This is a genomic window from Pseudooceanicola antarcticus, from assembly GCF_900215355.1.
Classification (GTDB): Bacteria; Pseudomonadota; Alphaproteobacteria; order Rhodobacterales; family Rhodobacteraceae; genus Pseudooceanicola; species Pseudooceanicola antarcticus.
Genome location: NZ_OBEA01000004.1, coordinates 36575 through 58367, shown reverse-complemented (window position 1 = coordinate 58367; position 21793 = coordinate 36575). Strand labels below are relative to the sequence as shown.

Below are 21793 nucleotides of genomic sequence, written 5' to 3'. Positions count from 1 at the left end.
CTGCCGTTCGCCGGGCCTGAGCCTCAGACCTGCATGATTTCCGCTTGCTTGGTCTCGAGCGCCTGATCCACCTTCTTGATGTAGGTGTCGGTCAGCTCCTGCACCTCGACTTCCCAGAACTTCTGGTCGTCTTCGGAGAGGCCGTCGGCCTTGGCCTTCTTGATCTGGTCCATGCCGTCGCGGCGCAGGTTGCGCACGGCAACGCGGGCATGCTCGGCATATTGCGCGGCGACCTTGCCCAGCTCGCGGCGGCGTTCCTCGTTCAGCTCGGGGATCGGCAGCATGATGATGGTGCCGTTGAGCTGCGGGTTGATGCCGAGGCCGCTTTCGCGGATCGCCTTCTCGACCTTGTTCACAAGGCCCTTGTCCCAGACGTTCACGGTGACCATGCGCGGCTCGGGCACGTTCACGGTGCCGACCTGGTTGATCGGCGTGGGGCTGCCGTAGGCGTCGACCATCACCGGCTCCAGCATCGAGGCAGAGGCCCGGCCGGTGCGCAGGGACGCAAATTCGGTCTTGAGGTTCGACATCGCGCCATCCATGCGGCGCTTGAGGTCATCGGTGTCGAGTTCAAAGTCTTCAGACATGGTAAATTTGCCCGCTGAGCTGGTTCGTCATTCCGAGGCGTTCTAAGTCAGCACACTCGGGATGTATAGTGAATTGCGAAATTCGCAGGGTCCGGCGGGGCCCGGCGCATCCTCGCGCACCGGGCTCCGCGGGGCGACCGAATGGTCAGCCCTTGACGATGGTGTAAGAGCCCTTGCCCTCCAAGATGCCCTTGAACCCGTTGGGTTCGTCAAGCGGGAAGACGATGATCGGCTTGTGGTTGTCGCGCGCCAAGGCGATCGCCGAGGCATCCATCACCTTGAGGTTCTTCTGCAGCACCTCGTCATAGGAGACGGTCTCGTAGCGCTTGGCATCGGGATTGGTCTTCGGGTCCTTGTCATAGACCCCGTCGACACCGTTCTTGCCCATGAAGATCGCCTCGCATGCCATCTCGTTGGCGCGCAGCGTGGCGGCGGTATCGGTGGTGAAATAGGGGTTGCCGGTGCCGGCGGCGAAGATGCAGACCCGCTTCTTCTCGAGGTGACGCACGGCGCGACGGCGGATGTAGGGCTCGGCCACCTCGTTCATGGTGATGGCGCTGATCACTCGGGTATAGACCCCCAGACCTTCCAGCGCGGCCTGCATGGCCAGGGCGTTCATCACCGTGGCCAGCATGCCCATGTAGTCGGCGGTGGTGCGTTCCATGCCCTGCGCCGATCCGGCCAGGCCGCGGAAGATATTGCCGCCGCCGATGACCATGCAGATCTCCACGCCCATCTCGTGGACGCTCTGGACTTCACGGGCGATACGCTCCACGGTCGGGGGATGCAGGCCGTAGCCCTGATCTCCCATCAGTGCCTCCCCCGAGATCTTCAACATCACCCGCTTGTAGGTGGGCTCCTGCTTCTCTGCGGCCATGTTGCGCTCCTTCACGGCGGGGGACTAGGATCGCGCGCAAAATGTCGGAAAAGGCGGTTGGGTTCAATGCGGGAAATGGTGCGGACAGGCGCAAAATCGGAGCTTTCGGCATGAGCGGCCTCACCCTGCCGCAGGGAATCCCCTCTTCGCGCCATGTTTTGATCGCCGGGCCGACCGCCTCGGGCAAGTCGGCGCTGGCGATGCGGATCGCAGAGCGCGACGGCGGGGTGATCGTCAATGCCGACGCGCTGCAGGTCTATGCCAACTGGCGGCTGCTCTCTGCCCGCCCCTCAGAGGCCGAGGAGGCGGCGCTGCCGCATCGGCTGTTCGGCCATGTCGGCCGCGACGAGACCTATTCCACCGGCCAGTGGCTGCGCGAGGTCGAGGCCCTGCTGGACGGGCCCGAGCGGCTGGTGATCGTCGGTGGCACCGGGCTCTATTTCGCTGCCCTCACAGAAGGGCTGGCCGAAATCCCCGCCATCCCGCCCGAGGTCCGCGCCGAGGGCAACGCGCTGCGCAGCGGGGACCTTGCCGCGATGACCGCGGCGCTCGACGCCGAGAGCGCCGCCCGCATCGACCTCAACAATCCCGCCCGGGTGCAGCGCGCCTGGGAGGTGCTGCACGCCACCGGACGCGGCATCGCCGCCTGGCAGGACGACACGCCGCCGCCGCTGTTGCCGCCCGACGCCTGTACGCGGTTGCTGCTGGATGCCCCGAAGGACTGGCTGACCCCGCGGATCGAGGCACGATTCGACCAGATGCTCGCCATGGGTGCACTTGAGGAAGCCCGCCACAACCTTGAGGGCTGGGACCCTGCCCTGCCCTCGTCCAAGGCCATAGGGGGACCCGAGCTAATTGCCCATCTCAACGGAGAAATTTCTTTCCAAGAGGCGCGCAAGCGGTCCATAATACAGACACGTAGATATGCGAAAAGGCAAAGAACCTGGTTCCGCGCCCGCATGTCGGGTTGGCAGGCTCTCTCACCCTCGTGAGCCTTTACTTATCAGTGCATTCCCGTTCTATTTCGACACCAGAACCGCTCCGGTTTTTCACTGAGAAAACAAGACCCAACACGTGGCTGATTATGCGCCCTCAACCGTCCGTAGCCAGACGCTCGCCCAGCTCTCTGCAAATGAGGACTGGCGGCTTGAGCTTCCCCATGCGCGCCCGTCCCATCTCTTCGTCTACCTGAGCAAAGGCCAGGGCCGGACCATCGTGCTGGGGCGCCGGCGCGGGCTGACGATGAACACCGCGCTCTTCGTGCCGGCGGGCACGCTGATGATGCTGGACATCTCGAAGCAGAGCTACGGGCTGGCGGTGACGCTGCCCACGGACCTGGGCCTGCAACTGCCCGCGGAGCCGGTGCAGTTGCGGCTGCGCGACAGTCTTGCCCAGGCCGAGCTGGTGGCCATCATCGAGGCGATGCAGCGGGAACAGGCGACGCACCGCCCCTTTGGCGGCGAGGCCCTGCAGGCCCATGCCGGGCTGCTCTCGGTCTGGCTTCGCCGCACCCTGGCGGCGGAACCGGCGGCCCTTGGCACGCCGCGCGCCGCCGACCGGCTAGCAGCGGCCTTCTGCGCCCTTGTCGAGCGCGACTTCCGCTCGGGCCAGACCATGGCCGACGTGGCCATGGCACTTGGCGTGACGCCCACCCATCTGACCCGCACCCTGCGCCAGACCGCCGGCATCACCGCCGCCGAGATCCTCACCGGGCGCAGCCTCTACGAGGCGCGGGTGATGCTGCAGGACGGCACCCTGCCCATCGGGCTCATCTCCGAGATGCTGGGCTTCTCCTCTGCCGCTTATTTCACCAGGTTCATCCAGAAACACACCGGCAAGACCCCGACCGCCCTGCGCCGGCGCAGATGAGGTTCGACCGCGGCCAGCCGGCGGGGACCAGGCATCGCAAACCCTTCGGCGCCCGCCCCTCGGGACCGCGAAAATGAGGCCGCCGAAGGCTTTCCGCCCAGCCAGCCGCCGCAGTCGGCACCCGCGCACCGGCATCGGTGACGTGCAGGGCACTCACGGTCGAGAATGTCGTTTTTAGATAGCGAGCATGTCGCATCTGAACTACCAATAGGCGGAGACACGAATTGACGGATGCATCTTTTCCTGCGGGAATGGGTGAAGCGAGAGGCCCGCGCCCTACAATGGGAAGAACAGGGCCATCGCACCTCTTTTCAGTCGATCGCGGGGGGCCCTCTCCGCGAGACAACCGGGATTGAACGTCACAGGGAGAATGACATGACCGATACCCCTCAATCGCAGGGCCGGGTACACCCCGCCGCCCGCATGTATGCCGAAGAGTTCAAGACCGGCAAACTCAGCCGCCGCGAGTTCATGGCCCGTGCCTCGGCGCTTGGCGTGGCCAGCGCCAGCATCTACGCGCTCGGCGGCCTGGAACGGCCCCTGGCCGCGCAGGAGACGCCCAGCATGGGCGGCACCCTGCGTGTCCAGATGGAGACCAAGGCCCTCAAGGACCCGCGCAACTTCGACTGGTCGCAGATGGCCAACTTCGCCCGCGGCTGGCTGGAATACCTGGTCGAATACCAGAATGACGGCACCTTCGAGGGCCGCCTGCTGGAAAGCTGGGAAGCCAACGAGGACGCCACCGAGTACACCCTCTACGTGCGCAAGGGCGTGACCTGGAACAACGGTGACCCCTTCACCGCAGAGGATGTGGCCTTCAACATCGGCCGCTGGTGTGAAAAGGGCGTGGATGGCAACTCCATGGCCTCGCGCATGTCGACCCTGATCGACGACGAGACCGGCATGGCCCGCGACGGCGCCATCACCGTGGTCGACGATCACACCGTCAAGCTGGTCTGCGCCTCGCCAGACATCACCATCATCGCGGGCTTCGCCGACTACCCGGCAGCGGTCGTGCACCAGAGCTACGATGGCGGCGATCCCTCCGACAACCCGATCGGCACCGGCCCCTTCCTGCCCGAGACCAACGAGGTGGGCGTGACCCAGGTGCTGGTGAAGAACACCGAGCATGACTGGTGGGGCGAAGGCGCCTACCTGGACCGGATCGAGTTCATCGACTTCGGCACCGACATGGCCTCCTGGGTGGCGGCAGCGGATTCCGACGAGATCGACATGACCTACCAGTCGACCGGCGAATTCATCGAAGTGCTGGACGCCATGGGCTGGAAGAAGTCCGAGGCGGTCACCGCGGCCACCATCTGCGTGCGCTTCAACCAGAGCCAGGAGCTTTATACCGATCCCGAGGTGCGCAAGGCGCTGGTGCAGACGGTCGACAACAACGTCATCCTGGAGCTGGGCTACGCGGGCTACGGCACCGTCGCCGAGAACCACCACGTCTGCCCGATCCACCCGGAATACGCCGAGGTTCCCGCCATTCCCACCGATCCGGCAGCCGGCATGGCCAAGCTGAAGGAGCTGGGCCATGGCGATACCGAGTTCACGCTGATCTCCATCGACGACCAGTGGCAGTCCGAGACCTGTGACGCCGTGGCCGCCCAGATGCGCGACGCCGGTGTCAACATCAAGCGCGAGATCCTGCCCGGCTCGACCTTCTGGAACGACTGGCTGGTCTATCCCTTCTCGGCCACCGAGTGGAACATGCGTCCGCTGGGTGTCCAGATCCTGGCCCTGGCCTACAAGTCCGGCGTTTCGTGGAACGAGACCGCGATGTCGAACCCCGAGTTCGACGCCCTGCTGGACGAGGCGCTGTCGATTGCCGATGCGGACAAGCGCCGCGAGGTGATGGCCAAGCTGGAAACCATCATGCTGGACGAAGGCGTCATGGTGCAGCCCTACTGGCGCTCGCTCTTCCGCCACGTGAAGGAAGAGGTCATGGGTGCGGACCAGCACCCGACCTTCGAGATGCATCACTACAAGTGGTGGATCAACGCCTGATCCGCTGAACTTCGCGGGGCCACGGATCTCTTCGTGGCCCCGGTTTTCTTCCTGCGGCCGCCATGAAACGAAAAGCCGGGACAAACCCGGCTGACAGGACCGGGTAGCCCCCGGCCGCTACTGACAGGGACCGTGCATGCTTCTATTCCTGCTCAAACGGGTCGGCACGATGATCCTGACGGCGCTCTGCCTCAGCTTCATCGTCTTCTTCCTGACCAACCTGCCGCCCAACCTCGAGAAGATTGCCAAGTACGAGGGCAACAGCCGGATGACCGATGAAGAGGTCACGAGCTGGCTCGAGAACAGCGGCTTCAACCAACCCACCCTGCTGCGCTACGGCGAATGGCTGGGGGTGGTGCCGGGCTGGACCAACGAGCGGGACGACCGCATCACCGGGCGCTGCATCTCGGGCGAGCTGACCGCCGAGACCGCGCCCAGCTTCTGCGGCGTGCTGCAGGGCTACTGGGGCGATAGCCGGGTCTTCCGCGAGGAGGTCTCGACCATCGTCGGCGTGCGCCTGTGGATGACCGGCAAGCTGATGCTCTGGGTCATGCTGCTGATGGTGCCCTCGGCGCTGATCATCGGCGTGCTGGCGGGCATGCGCGAGGGCTCGAAGCTGGACCGCACCCTGTCCACCGTCTCGATCGCCACCACGGCGACGCCGGAATATGTCTCGGGCGTGATCCTGATCGCGGTCTTCGCCTCTTCCGCCGTCGGCCTGAAATGGTTCAAGGGCACCGCCACGGCGGCCATGGAGAACGCGACCTTCGAGAATTTCTTCCTGCCGGTGCTGACCATCTCGCTTTACGGGATGGGCTATATCGCGCGGATGACGCGGGCCTCGATGGCCGAGGTCATGACGGCGCAATATATCCGCACCGCGCGACTGAAGGGCGTGAGCTTCCGGAACATCGTGCTGAAGCACGCCCTGCGCAATGCGCTCATCGCCCCCTTCACCGTCATCATGCTGCAGTTCCCCTGGCTGCTGAACGGCGTCGTCGTTGTCGAGACGCTGTTCAACTACAAGGGCCTGGGCTGGGCACTGGTGCAGGCGGCGGGCAACAATGACGTCGACCTTCTGCTGGGCATTTCGGTCGTCTCGGTGATGGTGGTGCTGGTGACGCAGCTGATCTCGGATATCGGCTATGTCTACCTGAACCCCCGTATCCGGATATCCTGAGGAGGCGCCGCGCATGGAACCCTTGTCCTGGGGCCAGATCGGCCTCCAATTGCTGATCCAGTTCATCCCGGTCTGGATCGCCCTCGCCCTCACCTTCGCGCTGTCGATCACCTACAAGCGCCGCCTGGGGCTTTACGGCAAGCTCTTCGACAATGTCATCGGCATGGTGGGCTTCGGCCTGGTCATGTTCTGGGTCTACACCGCGCTGGCAGTGGGGCTCTTCGACTGGGTCGTCACCCATGACCCGCTCAGCGCCGCCACCGGCATGAAGAACAAGGTCCCCGGCACGCCGCTGCGCGGCGCCGAGGACGGAGACTATGCCTATTACCTGCTGGGCGGCGACACCCTGGCGCGGGATGTCTTCTCGCGCATGGTGGCCGGGGCCTGGGTGGTGATCCGCATCGCACCGCTGGCAACGCTCTTCGCCTTCATGGTGGGGATCACCCTGGGCCTGCCCGCCGGCTACTTCGGCGGTCGCCTGGACAGCGCGCTGAGCTTTGCCGCGAACCTGATCCTGGCCTTCCCGGTGATCCTGCTCTTCTACCTGCTGGTGACGCCCGAGATGGTGCAGACCGGCATCCCGAGCTACATGGCGATCGTGCTGTTCCTCTTCCCGATCATCTTCCTGACGGTGCTGATCAATGCGCGCTACCGGACCCAGCCGTCGCGGCGCAACCTGATGCTGGCGGTGCTGCTCTTCGTGCTGGGCTGGGCCTACCTTTCGCTGATCTCGGACCCCGAGACGCGGGTGGCCTTCCTGCCCGAGAGGCTGGATCTCTTCAACATCCCCGGCGGCATCCTGGTGGTCTTCGTCTCGGTGGTCTTCGTCAATGCGCCGACGGTCTTCCGCATCGTCCGGGGCCTGACCCTGGACATCAAGACGCGCGACTACGTGGCCGCCGCGCAGACACGTGGCGAGGGCCCCTGGTACATCATGCTGTGGGAGATCCTGCCCAACACCCGCGGGCCGCTGATCGTCGATTTCTGCCTGCGCATCGGCTATACGACGATCCTTCTGGGGACCCTCGGCTTCTTCGGCCTCGGCCTGCCGCCCGAAAGCCCGGACTGGGGGACGACGATCAACCAGGGCCGCAAGCTGCTGTCGATCTACCCGCATCCCGCCATCGTGCCCGCCGTGGCGCTTCTGAGCATGGTGCTGGGTCTCAACCTGCTGGCCGACGGGCTGCGCGAGGAAAGCCTGAAAGACTGAGGCCGAGGGACCGGGGCCAGCCCCGGCCCCCGAAGTATTTTCAGCCATCGAATGGGAACAAGGTGCTTCCCGAGGAGAGGTGTCATGAGCGAGACAACGCCCGACTATGACGGACCCATCCTGGAGATCGACCGGCTGTCGATTTCCTTTTTCACCCGCCTGCGGGAGATCCCCGCGGTGATGGACTTCTCGGTGTCGGTCAGGCCCGGAGAGGCGGTTGGCCTCGTGGGCGAAAGCGGCTGCGGCAAGTCCACCGTGGCGCTTGGCGTGATGCAGGATCTTGGCGTCAACGGCCGCGTCGTCGGCGGGTCGATCAAGTTCAAGGGCCGGGACCTGGCCGGGATGTCGGCCTCCGAGCTGCGCCACATCCGCGGCAACGAGATCGCCATGATCTACCAGGAGCCCATGGCCAGCCTGAACCCGGCGATGAAGATCGGCCAGCAGCTGATGGAAGTGCCGATGATCCACGAGGGCATCGGCGAGAAGGAGGCTTGGGCGCGCGCCCGCGAAGTGGTCGAGGACGTGAAGCTGCCCGACCCCGAGCGCATCCTGAAGAGCTACCCGCACCAGCTTTCGGGCGGTCAGCAGCAGCGCATCGTCATCGCCATGGCTCTGATGTCGAAACCCGCCCTGCTGATCCTCGACGAGCCCACCACCGCGCTGGACGTGACCGTCGAGGCCGCCATCGTCGAGCTGGTGAAAGACCTGGGCAAGAAGTACGGCACCTCGATGCTGTTCATCAGCCACAACCTCGGGCTGGTGCTGGAGACCTGCGACCGGCTCTGCGTGATGTATTCCGGCGAGGCGGTAGAGCGCGGCTCCATCGAGGATGTCTTCGACCAGATGCGCCATCCCTATACGCAGGCGCTGTTCCGTTCGATCCCGCTGCCGGGCGCCGACAAGACCTCTCGCCCGCTGGTGGCGATCCCCGGCAACTTCCCCCTGCCCCACGAACGCCCACAGGGCTGCAACTTCGGGCCGCGCTGCGATTACTTCGAGGCGGGGCGCTGCGATGCCGGGCATATCTTCATGGCGCCGGTCAAGGGCGACGAGCGCCACGAGACCCGCTGCCTGCGCCAGGAAGAGATCGACTGGGACGCGCCGATCGCCGCGGCCCAGACCAATGCCAAGGCCGAGATCGGTCGCACGGTGCTGAAGATGGAGAACCTGAAGAAATACTACGAGGTCGCGGCCTCGGCGCTTTTCTCGGGCGGAGAGAAGAAAGTGGTGAAGGCCAACGAGACGCTCTCCTTCGAGGCCCGCGAGAGCGAGACCCTGGCCATCGTCGGCGAAAGCGGCTGCGGCAAGTCGACCTTCGCCAAGGTGCTGATGGGTCTGGAGACGGCCACCGAGGGTACCATCCTGCTGGATGGCCGCGAGATCCAGTCGACCCCCATCGAGAAGCGCGACACCAAGACGGTGGCCGATGTGCAGATGGTGTTCCAGAACCCCTTCGACACGCTGAATCCCTCGATGACCGTGGGCCGGCAGATCATCCGCGCGCTGGAGGTCTTCGGCGTCGGCGCGGATGATGCCGCGCGGCGCGAGCGCATGCTGACGCTGCTCGATCTGGTGAAACTGCCCCGCGCCTTTGCCGACCGCATGCCGCGCCAGCTTTCGGGCGGTCAGAAACAGCGCGTCGGTATCGCCCGCGCCTTTGCCGGCGATGCCCGCATCGTGGTGGCGGATGAACCCGTCTCGGCGCTGGATGTCTCGGTGCAGGCCGCCGTCACGGACCTGCTGATGGAGATCCAGCGCGAGCAGAAGACGACACTGCTGTTCATCAGCCACGACCTCTCCATCGTGCGCTATCTCTCGGACCGGGTGATGGTGATGTACCTGGGCCACGTGGTCGAGCTGGGCACCACGGACGAGGTCTTCGCGCCCCCCTACCACCCCTACACCGAGGCGCTGCTCTCGGCGGTGCCGATTGCCGATACCTCGGTGAAAAAGAAGCACGTGGTGCTGGAAGGCGATATCCCCTCGGCGGTGAACCCGCCGCCGGGCTGCCCGTTCCAGACCCGCTGCCGGTGGAAATCCATGGTGCCGGGCGGCAAGTGCGAAAGCGAAGTGCCGCCGATGCGCGACTTCGATGGCCACCAGATCAAGTGTCACCTGAGCGACGCGCATTTCGCCGAGATGGAGCCGGTGATCACCTCTGAAAGCGAGATCGCCGCCGAGTAGTGAGCGCCCTGAGGATCTAGGCACGCAAGGCAAAAGGCCCCCGCACATGGCGGGGGCCTTTCGTCAGACTGGATCACGAGGGAACGGGATCAGCTTTCGGTTTCGCCTTCTTCTTCGGCGTCCATGGCGTCGTCGTCGTTACCCTTCGGGGCTTCGCCTTCGACCAGCTTGCCGTCCATGATCGGCAGCGCCATGACCTTGTCGGCTGCGATCTCGGCGAACTTGTCGACCATGGGACCGTAGTAGATCTCGGGGTCGGTGCCGTCATAGGCGGTGTCGGCTTCCAGCTCGACCGGGAAGGTGGTGATGATGTCACCGTTCTGACCGAAGACGGCCACCTGGGCGGACATGGTGCCCATGTTGGGGCTCAGGTCGACGCCCAGCACCGAAGCTTCGATGGAGATGCCTTCGCCACCTTCGACCGGCTCGGGCAGGTACTTCATCATCGCCGTTTCCACGTCGTCGGAGACGCGCGGCAGGTAGGGTGCGGGGACCTTGCCCTCGGCCACGGAGGCTTCGGCAACATCGGCGGTCACCGATGCGACGGGGCCTTCGTAGGCGAAGGCCGGAATGGCGGTGAGGGAAGCTGCGGCGATGGCGGGGATGATCATTGCCTTGCGCATTTTGTAGTCCTTTCCGTTCTTTCTCTGACGCGGGGCCCGAGGGAGACCCGTTTGCGTCGCGGTGTGGAAAGGAAACGTGCGCACCCCGGTCCAGTTCCTGAAACCGGCGCAAATTTCGCCTGAAAAATAATGGAACTTTTTGCCCGGAGGCTGCATGGCCCGCCGGGTCTCAGCTGCCCCAGATCGCCTTCACGTAGGCCTTTGTCTCGGCATATGGCGGGATGCCCCGGTGGCGTCTGACCGCCTCGGGACCGGCGTTGTAGGCCGCCAGCGCCAGGGGCCAGGAGCCGAAGTCGCGGTATTGCATCGCCAGGTAGCGCGCCCCGCCATCGAGGTTCTCGTAGGGATCAAGCGCGTCCACGCTGAGCACCCGCGCAGTGGCGGGCATGAGCTGTGCCAGACCCTGCGCCCCCTTGTGCGAGACGGCGGAGGGGTTCCAGCCGCTCTCCTGCTGTACCAGCCGCAGGAAGAGTCCTTCGGGGATGCCGTTGCGCTGGGCCGCGCTTCGCGCCATGTCCAGGTAGGGGCCGGAATACTTGCCGTTCCAGGCCACGCCATCCCACATGGTGGGGGTATGGAAACTGGGCGGCGCGATCTGCACCGTGGCCGCGAACTGCGTCGAGGCGCGCCGGTCCAGAAGCCGGGTCTGGCTGCCGAACTGGCTCTTGCGGGACTTCGAGGCCAGCACATCGGCCTCTGCCGCCGTTGCCAACAGCCCCAGGCAAAGCCCGACACCAACGCCGTGCTGCAAGCTGGACAAGAGCCTCTTCATCCGCACATTCCCTTGTTAACCTCAGGTCAGGGCCGAAGCCTACGGGGCCGCATCCTATCGCCGTTGCCGTGAAATGGTAGCCCCGGCGGCCCCGACCGGCAGGCTGCCGCCGAAATGCGCAACCCCGTCCGAGACCGAAGTCGGGCTCCAACTTCCTTGCTCTTTGTGGCCCGCTTTGGTGTAACGCTCTGAACACGCGCTCCGGATTCGGAGCGAGCCGACACCAAACACGACAGACACGGGGAGAAGCGCCATGGCCGGTTCCGTCAACAAGGTCATCCTGATCGGCAACCTGGGACGCGATCCCGAAGTCCGATCCTTCCAGAACGGGGGCAAGGTCTGCAACCTGCGCATTGCCACCTCCGAGAACTGGAAGGACCGCAACACCGGCGAGCGCCGCGAGCGCACCGAGTGGCACACGGTTGCCATCTTCAACGAGCCGCTGGTCCGCGTGGCCGAGCAGTACCTGCGCAAGGGCTCCAAGGTCTACATCGAGGGCAAGCTGGAAACCCGCAAGTGGCAGGACCAGTCCGGCCAGGACCGCTATTCCACCGAGATCGTCCTGCGTCCCTTCGCCGGCGAACTGACCATGCTCGACGGTCGCGGTGAAGGCGGCGGCGGCCAGGGTGGCGGCGGTGGCGGCTACGGCGGCGGTCAGGGTGGCGGCGGCTACGGCGGCGGTGACTACGGCGGCGGCTCCGGTGGCGGCGACTTCGGTGGCGGCTCGGGCGGCGGCTACGGTGGCGGCCAGGGCGGCGGCGGCGGTGGCCGCAACGACCTCGACGACGAGATCCCCTTCTGATCCCGCGACATTCGACGAAAAGCACCGCCGCCGAGGGTCTCCCCGGCGGCGGTGCTCGTTTCAGACTTCCGAGCTTTCCTTCCAGCCGCCCAGGATGACTTCCTTGTCGGTCAGGTTCTGGTCGATGAGCGCCAGCTCCTCATCGGTGAAAGACAGGTTCGACACGGCGCCGACGCAATCCACCACCTGCGAGGCGCGGGATGCCCCGATCAGCGCCGAGGTCACGCGGTCGCCGCGCAGCACCCAGGCAATAGCCATCTGCGCCAGGGTCTGCCCGCGCGACTGGGCGATCTCGTTCAGACCGTTCAGCTTGGCGATCATCGCCTCGTCCACCAGGTCGGGGTTCAGGCTCTTGCCCTGGGCCGCACGCGATCCCTCGGGGATGCCCTTCAGGTACTTGCCGGTCAGCAGCCCCTGCGCCAGCGGGGTGAAGACGATCGAGCCCATGCCCAGCTCGTCAAGCGTGTCCAGCAGCCCGTCCTCTTCGACCCAGCGGTTGAACATGTTGTAGCTGGGCTGGTGGATGACGAAGGGCGTCTTCAGTTCGCGCAGGATGGCATGGGCCTCGCGGGTGCGCTCGGAGTTGTAGGAAGACACGCCGACGTACAGCGCCTTGCCGGCCCGCACCGCCGCATCCAGCGCCAGCATGGTCTCTTCCAGCGGCGTCTCGGGATCGGCGCGGTGGTGATAGAAGATGTCGACGTAATCGACCCCCATCCGCTTCAGCGACTGGTCCAGAGAGGCGGTCAGGTACTTGCGCGAGCCCCAGTCGCCATAGGGGCCGGGCCACATGTCATAGCCGGCCTTGGTCGACAGGATCAGCTCGTCCCGGTAGGGGCGCCAGTCCTCGGTCATGAGGCGGCCGAAGGCGGTTTCGGCGCTGCCGTATGGGGGGCCATAGTTGTTGGCCAGGTCGAAATGGGTGATGCCGTGATCGAAGGCCGTGCGCAGGATCTCGCGCTTGGTCTGATGCGGCGTGTCATCGCCGAAGTTGTGCCAGAGCCCCAGCGAGATCGCGGGCAGCTTCAGTCCCGAGCGCCCGAGACGGCGGTAGGGCATGGTATCGTATCGGCTCTCTGCCGCGACATAGGTCATGGGGGCGGTCCTTCTGTTAGCGCATGACAGAGAGACACCCCATTCCGCCGGAAAGGTAAACCCCCGCCTCCGGTTTCACGACCCAGGTTTCACGGGCCAGGTTTCAGAGGCCCAGGGTTCCATTGGCCGGACCCTGACCGTCTCAGGGCCAGAGCGCCCCTGCCAGCATTCCCAGCCCCCATCCCGGCCCGGCAAGCAGCAGGAACAGCAGAAGCGCCGCCTGCCAGGTGGGTCGCGGGCGGGGCGTCGGGGGAAGCGAGGATCGGCGGCGCATGGCCCCGGTTAACCACAGAGAAGGTTTTCACCGCCTTAATCGCCGCATGAAACATGCCAGCGAGCTCAGCGCGGGACAGGACGGGCGGATGCGCCGGCATCCCCATTATGCCCGCACGCTGGAGCATATGGGCCGCCCCGTCACCCGCCTGCCCGGAGGGGCGCTCTGCCTGATGCGCCACTGGGGACCGCTACACCTCAGCTGGGTGCCCGAGCCCGCGGTGCTGCCCGACCCCGGTGCCCTGCGCGGACCGGCGCTGATCCAGGCCGCCGATGCCGCCCAGGACGCAGCGCTCCGCGCCCGAGGGGCGATCCCGCTGATGACCCCGCAATACCGCGCCGTGCTCGACCTCTCGACAGATGCGGAGCGGGACATGGCCCGGCAACGGCAGAAATGGCGCAACCGGCTGCGGCACGGGCAGCGGCAGAGGCTGGAAGTCACCCATGCCCCCCTGCCCCGCGATCCGGGCCACTGGCTGCTGGCCGCCGAAGCCGCGCAGCAGCGGGCCCGTGGCTACCGCGCCCTGCCCGCTGATTTCTCCCGGCTCTGGCCGGTCACCCGGCTCTTCACCGCCCGCCGTGGGAAGGAAGTGCTGGCGGCGCAGCTCTTCCTGCTGCATCCGCCGGGGGCCAGCTACCACATCGGCTGGAGCAGCGAGGCGGGCCGCGCCGCCTCGGCCCACAACCTGCTGCTGTGGCAGGCGGGCCGCTGGCTGGCGGCGCGCGGGATCACGCGGCTCGACCTTGGCGTGCTGGACGATGCCGCGCCGGGGCTGGCGCGGTTCAAACTTGGCGCGGGGGCAAGGGTGGAAAGCGGTGGCCATCTCTGGCTTGCCAGCCGCTTTCTTGCGCCTTTGGGCCGCCTAATCGGCTGATACGCCCCTTTCGCACTGGCTTTTCCCACGCTACCGGGCTAGGGGCAGCGCGAGACTCCCTAAAGGACGCCCCATGGACCTGCGCAATATCGCCATCATCGCCCACGTCGACCACGGCAAGACCACGCTCGTGGACGAGCTGCTGAAACAATCCGGTGCCTTCCGTGCCAACCAGGCCGTTGCCGAACGCGCCATGGATTCCAACGACCTGGAACGCGAGCGCGGGATCACCATCCTCGCCAAGGCGACCTCGGTCGAGTGGAAAGGCACCCGGATCAACATCGTCGACACCCCCGGCCACGCCGACTTCGGCGCCGAGGTGGAGCGGATTCTCTCGATGGTCGACGGCGTGGTCCTGCTGGTCGATGCCGCCGAGGGCCCGATGCCCCAGACCAAGTTCGTGACCTCGAAGGCGCTGGCCCTTGGCCTGCGTCCCATCGTGGTGCTGAACAAGGTCGACAAGCCCGACGCAGAGCCCGACCGCGCCCTGGACGAGGTCTTCGACCTCTTCTCGGCGCTGGATGCCAACGAAGACCAGCTGGACTTCCCGCATATGTATGCCTCGGGCCGTTCCGGCTGGGCCGACAACGAGCTGGACGGTCCCCGCAAGGACCTGGACGCCCTGTTCCAGCTGATCGTGAACCACGTCCCCGCGCCCAAGCAGATCGCCAAGCAGAACGACGATTTCCGCATGCTGGCCGTGACCCTCGGCGCCGACCCCTTCGTGGGCCGCATGCTGACCGGCCGCGTTGAATCCGGCAAGCTGAAGGTCGGACAGACCGTGCAGGCGATCTCGCGCATCGGCCAGAAGGTCGAGCAGTTCCGCTGCACCAAGATCCAGGCCTTCCGTGGCCTCTCCCTGCAGGACATCGACGAGGCCGTCGCCGGCGACATCGTCTCGCTCGCCGGGATGACCAAGGCGACCGTGGCCGACACCATCTGTGCCCTGGCCGTGGACGAGCCGCTGGAAGCCCAGCCGATCGACCCGCCCACCATCACCGTGACCTTCGGCATCAACGACAGCCCGCTGGCTGGCCGCGATGGCAAGAAGGTCCAGAGCCGTGTCATCCGTGACCGCCTGATGAAGGAAGCCGAGACCAACGTCGCCATCAAGGTCACCGACACCCCCGGCGGCGAGGCCTTCGAGGTTTCGGGCCGTGGCGAACTGCAGATGGGCGTTCTGATCGAGAACATGCGCCGCGAAGGCTTCGAGCTGTCGATTTCGCGTCCGCAGGTGATCCTGCGCGAAGACGAGAACGGCAACAAGATCGAGCCGATCGAGGAAGCCACCATCGACGTCGATGACGAATACTCTGGCGCGGTGATCGAGAAGCTGACCGGCGCCCGCAAGGGTGACCTCGTGGAGATGAAGCAGGCCGGTGCGGGCAAGACCCGGATCATCGCCCATATCCCCTCGCGCGGGCTCATCGGCTACCACGGCGAATTCCTCACCGACACCCGCGGCACCGGCGTGCTGAACCGCGTGTTCCATTCCTGGGCACCGTTCAAGGGGCCGATCCCCGGCCGTCGTGCCGGTGTGCTGATCTCGATGGAGAACGGCCAGACCGTGGCCTATGCGCTGTGGAACCTGGAAGACCGCGGCAAAATGTTCCTCGGCGCCCAGGCGGATGTCTACCAGGGCATGATCATCGGTGAGCATTCGCGCGAGAACGACCTGGAAGTGAACCCGCTGAAGGGCAAGAAGCTGACCAACGTGCGGGCCTCGGGCACCGATGACGCGGTCCGCCTGACCACGCCGATCACCCTGTCGCTGGAAGAGGCCATCGCCTACATCAACGACGACGAGCTGGTCGAAGTGACTCCCAACGCGATCCGTCTGCGCAAGCGCCACCTGGACCCCCACGAGCGCAAGCGCGCCGCCAAGTCCTGACAGGACTGAGCCCCTGTCGGAGGTTCGCCTCCGGCGGGAGTATTTTCAGCCTGGTGATGAATGCAGGGGCGTCGGAGAGAAATCTCCGGCGCCCTTCTTCGTGTCAGATCTCGCGGGCGCGGGCGGCGGCGGCGCTCAGCGCCTGAGAGAGCGCCTGGTCGAAGGGGCTGTCCTTCAGCGCGAGGAGCCCGGCGGCGGTGGTGCCCGCGTAGTCGATCATCTCCTGCACCTGTGCGGCCGGTGTCGCGCCCTCTTTCAGCATCTCGCCCGAGGCCAGGAAGAGCTGGCGGATGGCGCGCTTGGCCACCTCGGGGGCGATGCCCTGGGCCATGGCATGGCGGATCATGCTGTCGGCGAAATAGGCCACGAAGCCCGGCACCGGGCCGGTCATGGCGGTGAAGTGATCGATATGGGCCTCGTCCGTGATCTCGTCCGTCTGGCCCATGGCACCGAAGAAAGTACGGGTGGCAGCGCGGTCGGCCTCGGTGACCTCTGCGCTGGCGACCCAGGGTGTATAGGCGAGGCAATGGGTGGCGGCGGGGCTGGACATGGCGCGGATCACGCGGGCGCTGCCGGTGGCCTGCGAGATCCCCTCAAGCGTCAGCCCCGCGACCACCGAAAGGACCAGCTTATCCGATGCGTCGATCTTTAGCGCGGGCATGGCGGCGGGCGGAATGCAGAGCAGGATCACGTCGCAGGCCTCGGCCAGTTCCTGCGGATCGGCGGTGAAGGAGACCCCTGCCCCACCGGTCAGCGGCACCGGCTGGCCCGAGCGGTTCGCCATCCAGAGGCTGCTGCCCGCCACGCCCCCGGTGAGCGCGCCCTGCGCCATGGCCTGTCCGAGCATGCCTGAGCCGATGATGCCGTAGGTGAGGGTCATGGGGGCCTCCTGTTTGGGGGGAGTCTAGCAGGCGTGGGTTGGTGGTGGGAAGAAGGGGTTGGGGGTCAGCACTCGCCGACGAAAAGAGCAGAACAAATACTCCATGCCTGACCAAGGCCGCATGATCGCTTCAAACCCAGCTTGCTACGTGCTGCCATATTGACGAAGGTCAGCATCGAGGAGGCTGACGGGCCATGAAGATCATGTGTTTGAACGGTTGGGGTGGCAAGCTTCATGATGTGATGCTGCCCTATCTGGCCGCGACCGCGCCCGATGTCCTTTGCCTTCAGGAGGTCGTCCACAGCCCGACGTCGGAAAAGGACTGGCTGACCTATCGCGACGGCGATCACGTCCTGCCACAACGTGCGAACCTGTTTCGCGACGTTGCATCGGCGCTGCCGGACCACGTCGCTATCTTTTGTCCTGCGGCGCAAGGCGTCCTGTGGGACGGCGACGTGTCGATTTCTTCGCAATGGGGCTTGGCGACTTTCGTTCATCGCTCTTTCCCGATCATCGGACAGGTCCAGGGGTTCGTTCACAAGGACTATTCTCCCTCAGGCTTCGGCGATCACCCGCGCTCTCGCAGCGCCCATGGGGTGCGCGTGTGGGACTACGACGCGGACCGCGCCGTGAGCGTCACGCAGATGCACGGGCTGCGAGACCTCGCTGGAAAGATGGACACGCCCGAACGCCTTGAACAGGCTCATCGGCTGCGAGATCTATCTAGCCAACTGGCAGAGCCCGACGATTTGATGGTGATCTGCGGCGACTTCAACGTCGAGCCGGACAGCGAGACGCTCTCGATCCTGGCCGCTGCCGGAATGACCGAACTCGTGACGACCCACGGGTTCAAGGGCACCCGCAACTCGCACTACAGGAAGCCGGGACGCTTCGCCGACTACATGCTGATCAATACACAGGATACCGTGAAGGGGTTTGACGTCATCTACGATCCCGAGGTCTCGGACCACTGTCCGATCATCCTCGAAGTGTAGCGCGTACAAGAACGGTCTGCCTCTGAAGGATCTGCGATGTAAGAAGGGTCTTAGCTCCCGACAGCCATCACGACCCCGGCCCCGCCAACACTCCCCCACTAAAAAGCCGCCCCCACCGGGAGCGGCCCTTAATGCTCAGTGACGCAGAGCCTTACTCCACGCCCTCGACGATCAGCAGATCGCGTTCCGAGGCGCCCTTGGCGTGGCTCATGGCCTCCTGGTAGTCGGGGCCGTGATAGCAGGCCTCGGCGTCTTCCAGCGAGGGGAACTCGGCCACGACGTTGCGCGCGCGGTCCTTGCCTTCCAGCTGAACGTAGCGCCCGGCGCGGGCCAGGAACTTGCCGCCGTGCTTGGCGATGGCCGGGCCCGCCAGCTTGGCGTAGCGGCCGTAGGCCTCTTCATCGGTCACATGGACATGGGCGATCCAGTAGGCTTTGGGCATTCGACCCTCCTCTTAGCCGGCGATATGGGCGCGGGCGGCGGCCAGCGCCTCTTCCGCACCAGAGAAATCCTTGCCGCCGCCCTGGGCCATGTCGGGACGGCCACCGCCGCCCTTGCCACCCACGGCAGGCACCGCGGCGCGCAGCACCTCGACGGCAGAGATCTTGTCGGTCAGGTCATCGGTGACACCGGCGGCGACGGCGACCTTGCCATCGTCCTCGGCCACCAGCAGCACCACGCCCGAGCCGATCTTCTGCTTGTGCGCGTCGATCAGCGCCCGCAGATCCTTGCCCGAGACGCCCTGCAGCGCCTGGCCCAGGAACTTGACGCCACCGATGTCCTCGGCTTCGACGCCTCCGCCCTGGCCACCGCCCATGGCGATCTCGCGCTTCAGCTGCGCAACCTCGTTTTCCAGCTTGCGGCGGTCGTCCATCAGCGCCTTCACGCGGTCGACGGCCTCGGCGCCCTGGGCCTTCAGCATCCCCTCGATGGAGGAGAGCGTCAGGTCACGGCCCCGCAGCTCGGCCAGGGCCGCCGCACCGGTCAGGGCCTCGATCCGGCGCACACCGGCAGAAGAGGCGCTCTCGGCGGTCAGGGCGAAGGCCCCGATGTCGCCGGTGCGCGCCACATGGGTGCCGCCGCAGAGCTCGATCGACCAGGTGTCGCCCTTGGGGCCCTTGCCGGTATCGGCACGGCCCATCGAGACCACGCGGACCTCATCGCCGTATTTCTCGCCGAACAGCGCCTGGGCGCCGATGGCGCGAGCGTCGTCGGGGGTCATGATGCGGGTCTCGACCGGGGTGTTCTGACGGATGTAGGCGTTCACCTCGGCTTCGACGCGCGCCAGTTCCTCGGCCGAGACGGCAGCGGAATGGGAGAAGTCGAAACGCAGGCGATCCGGCGCATTGAGCGAGCCGCGCTGAGCGACGTGATCGCCAAGCGCCTCGCGCAGGGCCTCGTGCAGCAGGTGGGTGGCCGAGTGGTTGGCGCGGATCTTCGAACGGCGGTCGTGGTCGACCTCGAGGATCGCGGCCTCGCCGGTCTTCACGCTGCCTTCGGAAACCTCACCGATATGCAGGAAGACGCCTTCCACCTTGCGGGTGTCGGTGATGGTGACAACGCCTGCTTCGGTGCGGATCACGCCGGTGTCGCCGACCTGGCCGCCGCTTTCGCCGTAGAAGGGCGTCTGGTTCAGCACCAGTGTGACCTTCTCGCCCTTTGCGGCGGTCTCGGTCAGCTCACCCTCCTGGACCAGCGCGAGGATCTGGCCCTCGGCGGTTTCGGTGTCGTAGCCGAGGAAGTCGGTCGCGCCGTGCTTGTCGGCGATGTCGAACCAGACGCGGCTGTCGGCGGCCTCGCCCGAGCCGGACCAGGCAGCGCGGGCCTTGGCCTTCTGCTCGGCCATGGCGGCGTCGAAGCCGTCGGTGTCGACGGTGCGGCCCTGCTCGCGCAGCGCGTCCTGGGTCAGGTCGAGCGGGAAGCCATAGGTATCATAGAGCTTGAAGGCCGAGGCACCGGGCAGCTCGGCCCCCTCGGGCAGGCCGGTCAGCTCTTCGTCCAGCAACTTCAGGCCACGGTCCAGGGTCTGGCGGAAGCGGGTCTCTTCCAGCTTCAGGGTCTCTTCGATCAGCGGCTGAGCTTCACGCAGCTCGGGGTAGGCCTCGCCCATCTGGCGGACCAATTCGGGCACCAGGCGGTGCATCAGCGGGTCTTGCACACCCAGCAGGTGCGCATGGCGGGCGGCGCGGCGCAGGATGCGGCGCAGCACGTAGCCCCGGCCATCGTTGGAGGGCATGACGCCATCGGCGATCAGGAAGGAGGTCGAGCGCAGGTGATCCGCGATCACCCGGTGGTGGGTCTTGCCGGGGCCATCGGGGTCAGAGCTGGTGACATTGGCCGAGGCCTCGATCAGCGAGCGCATGAGGTCGGTGGCATAGTTGTCGTTGGTGCCCTGCAGCAGCGCCGCGACCCGTTCGATGCCCATGCCGGTGTCGATGGACTGCATGTCCAGCGCCCGCATCGAGCCGTCCTCGAACTGCTCGTTCTGCATGAAGACGACGTTCCAGATCTCGATGAAGCGGTCGCCGTCCTCTTCGGGCGAACCCGGAGGGCCGCCCCAGAACTTCTCCCCATGGTCGAAGAAGATCTCGGTGCAGGGGCCGCAGGGGCCGGTCGGGCCCATCTGCCAGAAGTTGTCCGAGGTGGCGATGCGGATGATCCGGCTTTCGGGCACGCCGATCTTCTTCCACAGCTCGAAGGCCTCGTCATCGGTGTGATAGACGGTGGTGTAGAGACGCTGGGGCGAGATGTCGAAATGCTTGGTCACCAGCTCCCAGGCGAAGGGGATGGCTTCGGACTTGAAGTAGTCGCCAAAGCTGAAGTTGCCCAGCATCTCGAAGAAGGTGTGGTGGCGGGCGGTATAGCCCACGTTGTCGAGGTCATTGTGCTTGCCGCCGGCACGAACGCATTTCTGCGCCGTGGTGGCCCGCACGTAGTCGCGTTTTTCGACGCCGGTGAAGCAGTTCTTGAACTGCACCATGCCCGAGTTCGCAAACATCAGCGTGGGGTCGTTCCGGGGAACCAGCGGAGAGGAGGGCACGACGGTGTGCCCCTGCTTCTCGAAGTAATTGAGGAAGGTCGAGCGGATCTCGTTGAGCGTCTTCATTCTTGGCGGCCCTTGTCCCGGTTGCCTGACGGTTCCGCTGATTTAGCGGGCGTGGCAGGGAGTGTCTACCGCTTGGAGCCCCTGGCGGACATTTGGCCGGGGACCCGGCTTCGCCGATGTCTGCAGTGCTCCTTGCGGCAGCGCCGCTCCCGGCGCGACATCCGCCCTACCGTTTCGCTGGTGCGACGGCTTCGGATGGGACCTGAGCCGCCAGGGTCGCGGACCGGAAAAGCGGCGGCCCTCGCGGGCGCTCGGCAAGCCATGCCGCCCGCCCTCTCGTCACCTGACCTGGTCTGCCGTCCCGCCTTCAAAGGCTGCGCGATGCCCTTCGATGGTTTCGCAGTTGAGCGCCGACTCTTCTAGGCCGCAGGCGTCGAGCGCGTGCTCTTCGACTGAGGCGCTCGCGGCAGGTCGGGGGCGCTGCCCCCGTCCGCTTGCGCGGACTCCCCCGGAGTATTTTCAGCCTGGTGATGGCATGGGGCCTCGTGCTCTCAGGGCAATCTGTCGCGGAGGGTCAGGCCATGGCCGGGATTGACGAGCTGGCAGGTCAATGCATAT

General features: G+C 65.9%; 18 protein-coding genes. 10 read left to right on the top strand and 8 right to left on the bottom strand.

Translation table 11 applies throughout. The annotated features are described in order from the left end of the window. Positions 1–23 precede the first annotated feature (23 nt). Complete coding sequence (gene frr / locus CRO50_RS11000; RefSeq protein ID WP_097145973.1) at positions 24–587, bottom strand: ribosome recycling factor; 564 nt, start codon at positions 585–587, stop codon at positions 24–26. Between the two features lie 145 nt (positions 588–732). Continuing rightward, complete coding sequence (gene pyrH / locus CRO50_RS10995; RefSeq protein WP_097145972.1) at positions 733–1464, bottom strand: UMP kinase; 732 nt, start codon at positions 1462–1464, stop codon at positions 733–735. Between the two features lie 110 nt (positions 1465–1574). Here pyrH and miaA point away from each other — a divergent pair, with 110 nt between their 5' ends. From miaA to CRO50_RS10965, 6 genes are all read left to right on the top strand, one after another. Beyond that, on the top strand, positions 1575–2456 hold the full coding sequence (miaA, locus tag CRO50_RS10990; protein WP_097145971.1) for a tRNA (adenosine(37)-N6)-dimethylallyltransferase MiaA: 882 nt from the start codon (positions 1575–1577) through the stop codon (positions 2454–2456). Positions 2457–2538: 82 nt separating this feature from the next. Continuing rightward, positions 2539–3333: a helix-turn-helix transcriptional regulator gene (locus CRO50_RS10985; RefSeq protein WP_097145970.1), complete on the top strand. Its 795-nt coding sequence runs from the start codon at positions 2539–2541 to the stop codon at positions 3331–3333. A 375-nt stretch (positions 3334–3708) separates the two neighbouring features. Beyond that, a complete protein-coding gene (locus CRO50_RS10980; RefSeq protein WP_097145969.1) occupies positions 3709–5349 on the top strand; it encodes an ABC transporter substrate-binding protein in 1641 nt (546 codons plus the stop codon). A 136-nt stretch (positions 5350–5485) separates the two neighbouring features. Further along, on the top strand, positions 5486–6529 hold the full coding sequence (locus CRO50_RS10975) for an ABC transporter permease (protein ID WP_097145968.1): 1044 nt from the start codon (positions 5486–5488) through the stop codon (positions 6527–6529). A 13-nt stretch (positions 6530–6542) separates the two neighbouring features. Further along, positions 6543–7739 (top strand): ABC transporter permease, encoded by a 1197-nt coding sequence (locus CRO50_RS10970; RefSeq protein ID WP_097145967.1) that lies wholly within the window; start codon positions 6543–6545, stop codon positions 7737–7739. An 84-nt stretch (positions 7740–7823) separates the two neighbouring features. Then, a complete protein-coding gene (locus CRO50_RS10965) occupies positions 7824–9923 on the top strand; it encodes a dipeptide ABC transporter ATP-binding protein (protein ID WP_097145966.1) in 2100 nt (699 codons plus the stop codon). Between the two features lie 89 nt (positions 9924–10012). Here the strand turns inward: CRO50_RS10965 and CRO50_RS10960 are convergent, their stop codons facing one another. Together CRO50_RS10960 and CRO50_RS10955 are read right to left on the bottom strand one after the other, a co-directional pair. Then, positions 10013–10546 carry a hypothetical protein gene (locus CRO50_RS10960; RefSeq protein WP_097145965.1) on the bottom strand — a complete coding sequence of 178 codons (534 nt, stop codon included), beginning with the start codon at positions 10544–10546 and terminating at the stop codon, positions 10013–10015. A 169-nt stretch (positions 10547–10715) separates the two neighbouring features. After that, positions 10716–11318 (bottom strand): lytic transglycosylase domain-containing protein, encoded by a 603-nt coding sequence (locus CRO50_RS10955; RefSeq protein ID WP_097145964.1) that lies wholly within the window; start codon positions 11316–11318, stop codon positions 10716–10718. A 253-nt stretch (positions 11319–11571) separates the two neighbouring features. Here CRO50_RS10955 and ssb point away from each other — a divergent pair, with 253 nt between their 5' ends. Further along, positions 11572–12120, top strand: coding sequence for a single-stranded DNA-binding protein (ssb, locus tag CRO50_RS10950; RefSeq protein WP_097145963.1), 549 nt, complete (start codon positions 11572–11574; stop codon positions 12118–12120). Positions 12121–12180: 60 nt separating this feature from the next. On the opposite strand, the gene mgrA is transcribed toward ssb, so the two are convergent. Beyond that, positions 12181–13215 (bottom strand): L-glyceraldehyde 3-phosphate reductase, encoded by a 1035-nt coding sequence (gene mgrA, locus CRO50_RS10945; RefSeq protein WP_097145962.1) that lies wholly within the window; start codon positions 13213–13215, stop codon positions 12181–12183. A gap of 362 nt (positions 13216–13577) precedes the next feature. On the opposite strand from mgrA, the gene CRO50_RS10940 reads away from it, so the two are divergent. Together CRO50_RS10940 and typA are read left to right on the top strand one after the other, a co-directional pair. Next, complete coding sequence (locus CRO50_RS10940; RefSeq protein WP_232617829.1) at positions 13578–14363, top strand: GNAT family N-acetyltransferase; 786 nt, start codon at positions 13578–13580, stop codon at positions 14361–14363. 73 nt (positions 14364–14436) lie between these two features. Then, the gene (gene typA, locus CRO50_RS10935; RefSeq protein ID WP_097145960.1) at positions 14437–16254 is read left to right on the top strand and encodes a translational GTPase TypA; all 1818 of its coding nucleotides are present in this window, start codon (positions 14437–14439) and stop codon (positions 16252–16254) included. Positions 16255–16357: 103 nt separating this feature from the next. On the opposite strand, the gene CRO50_RS10930 is transcribed toward typA, so the two are convergent. Then, positions 16358–17134, bottom strand: a complete 777-nt coding sequence (locus CRO50_RS10930) for a pyrroline-5-carboxylate reductase family protein (RefSeq protein ID WP_097145959.1) — start codon at positions 17132–17134, stop codon at positions 16358–16360. Positions 17135–17328: 194 nt separating this feature from the next. On the opposite strand from CRO50_RS10930, the gene CRO50_RS10925 reads away from it, so the two are divergent. Further along, on the top strand, positions 17329–18129 hold the full coding sequence (locus CRO50_RS10925; protein WP_097145958.1) for an endonuclease/exonuclease/phosphatase family protein: 801 nt from the start codon (positions 17329–17331) through the stop codon (positions 18127–18129). A gap of 151 nt (positions 18130–18280) precedes the next feature. Here CRO50_RS10925 and CRO50_RS10920 read toward each other — a convergent pair whose 3' ends face one another. Both CRO50_RS10920 and alaS read right to left on the bottom strand, forming a co-directional pair. Continuing rightward, positions 18281–18571 (bottom strand): DUF1330 domain-containing protein, encoded by a 291-nt coding sequence (locus tag CRO50_RS10920; RefSeq protein WP_097145957.1) that lies wholly within the window; start codon positions 18569–18571, stop codon positions 18281–18283. Positions 18572–18583: 12 nt separating this feature from the next. Next, positions 18584–21235: an alanine--tRNA ligase gene (alaS, locus tag CRO50_RS10915; protein WP_097145956.1), complete on the bottom strand. Its 2652-nt coding sequence runs from the start codon at positions 21233–21235 to the stop codon at positions 18584–18586. Between the last annotated feature and the right edge of the window lie 558 nt (positions 21236–21793).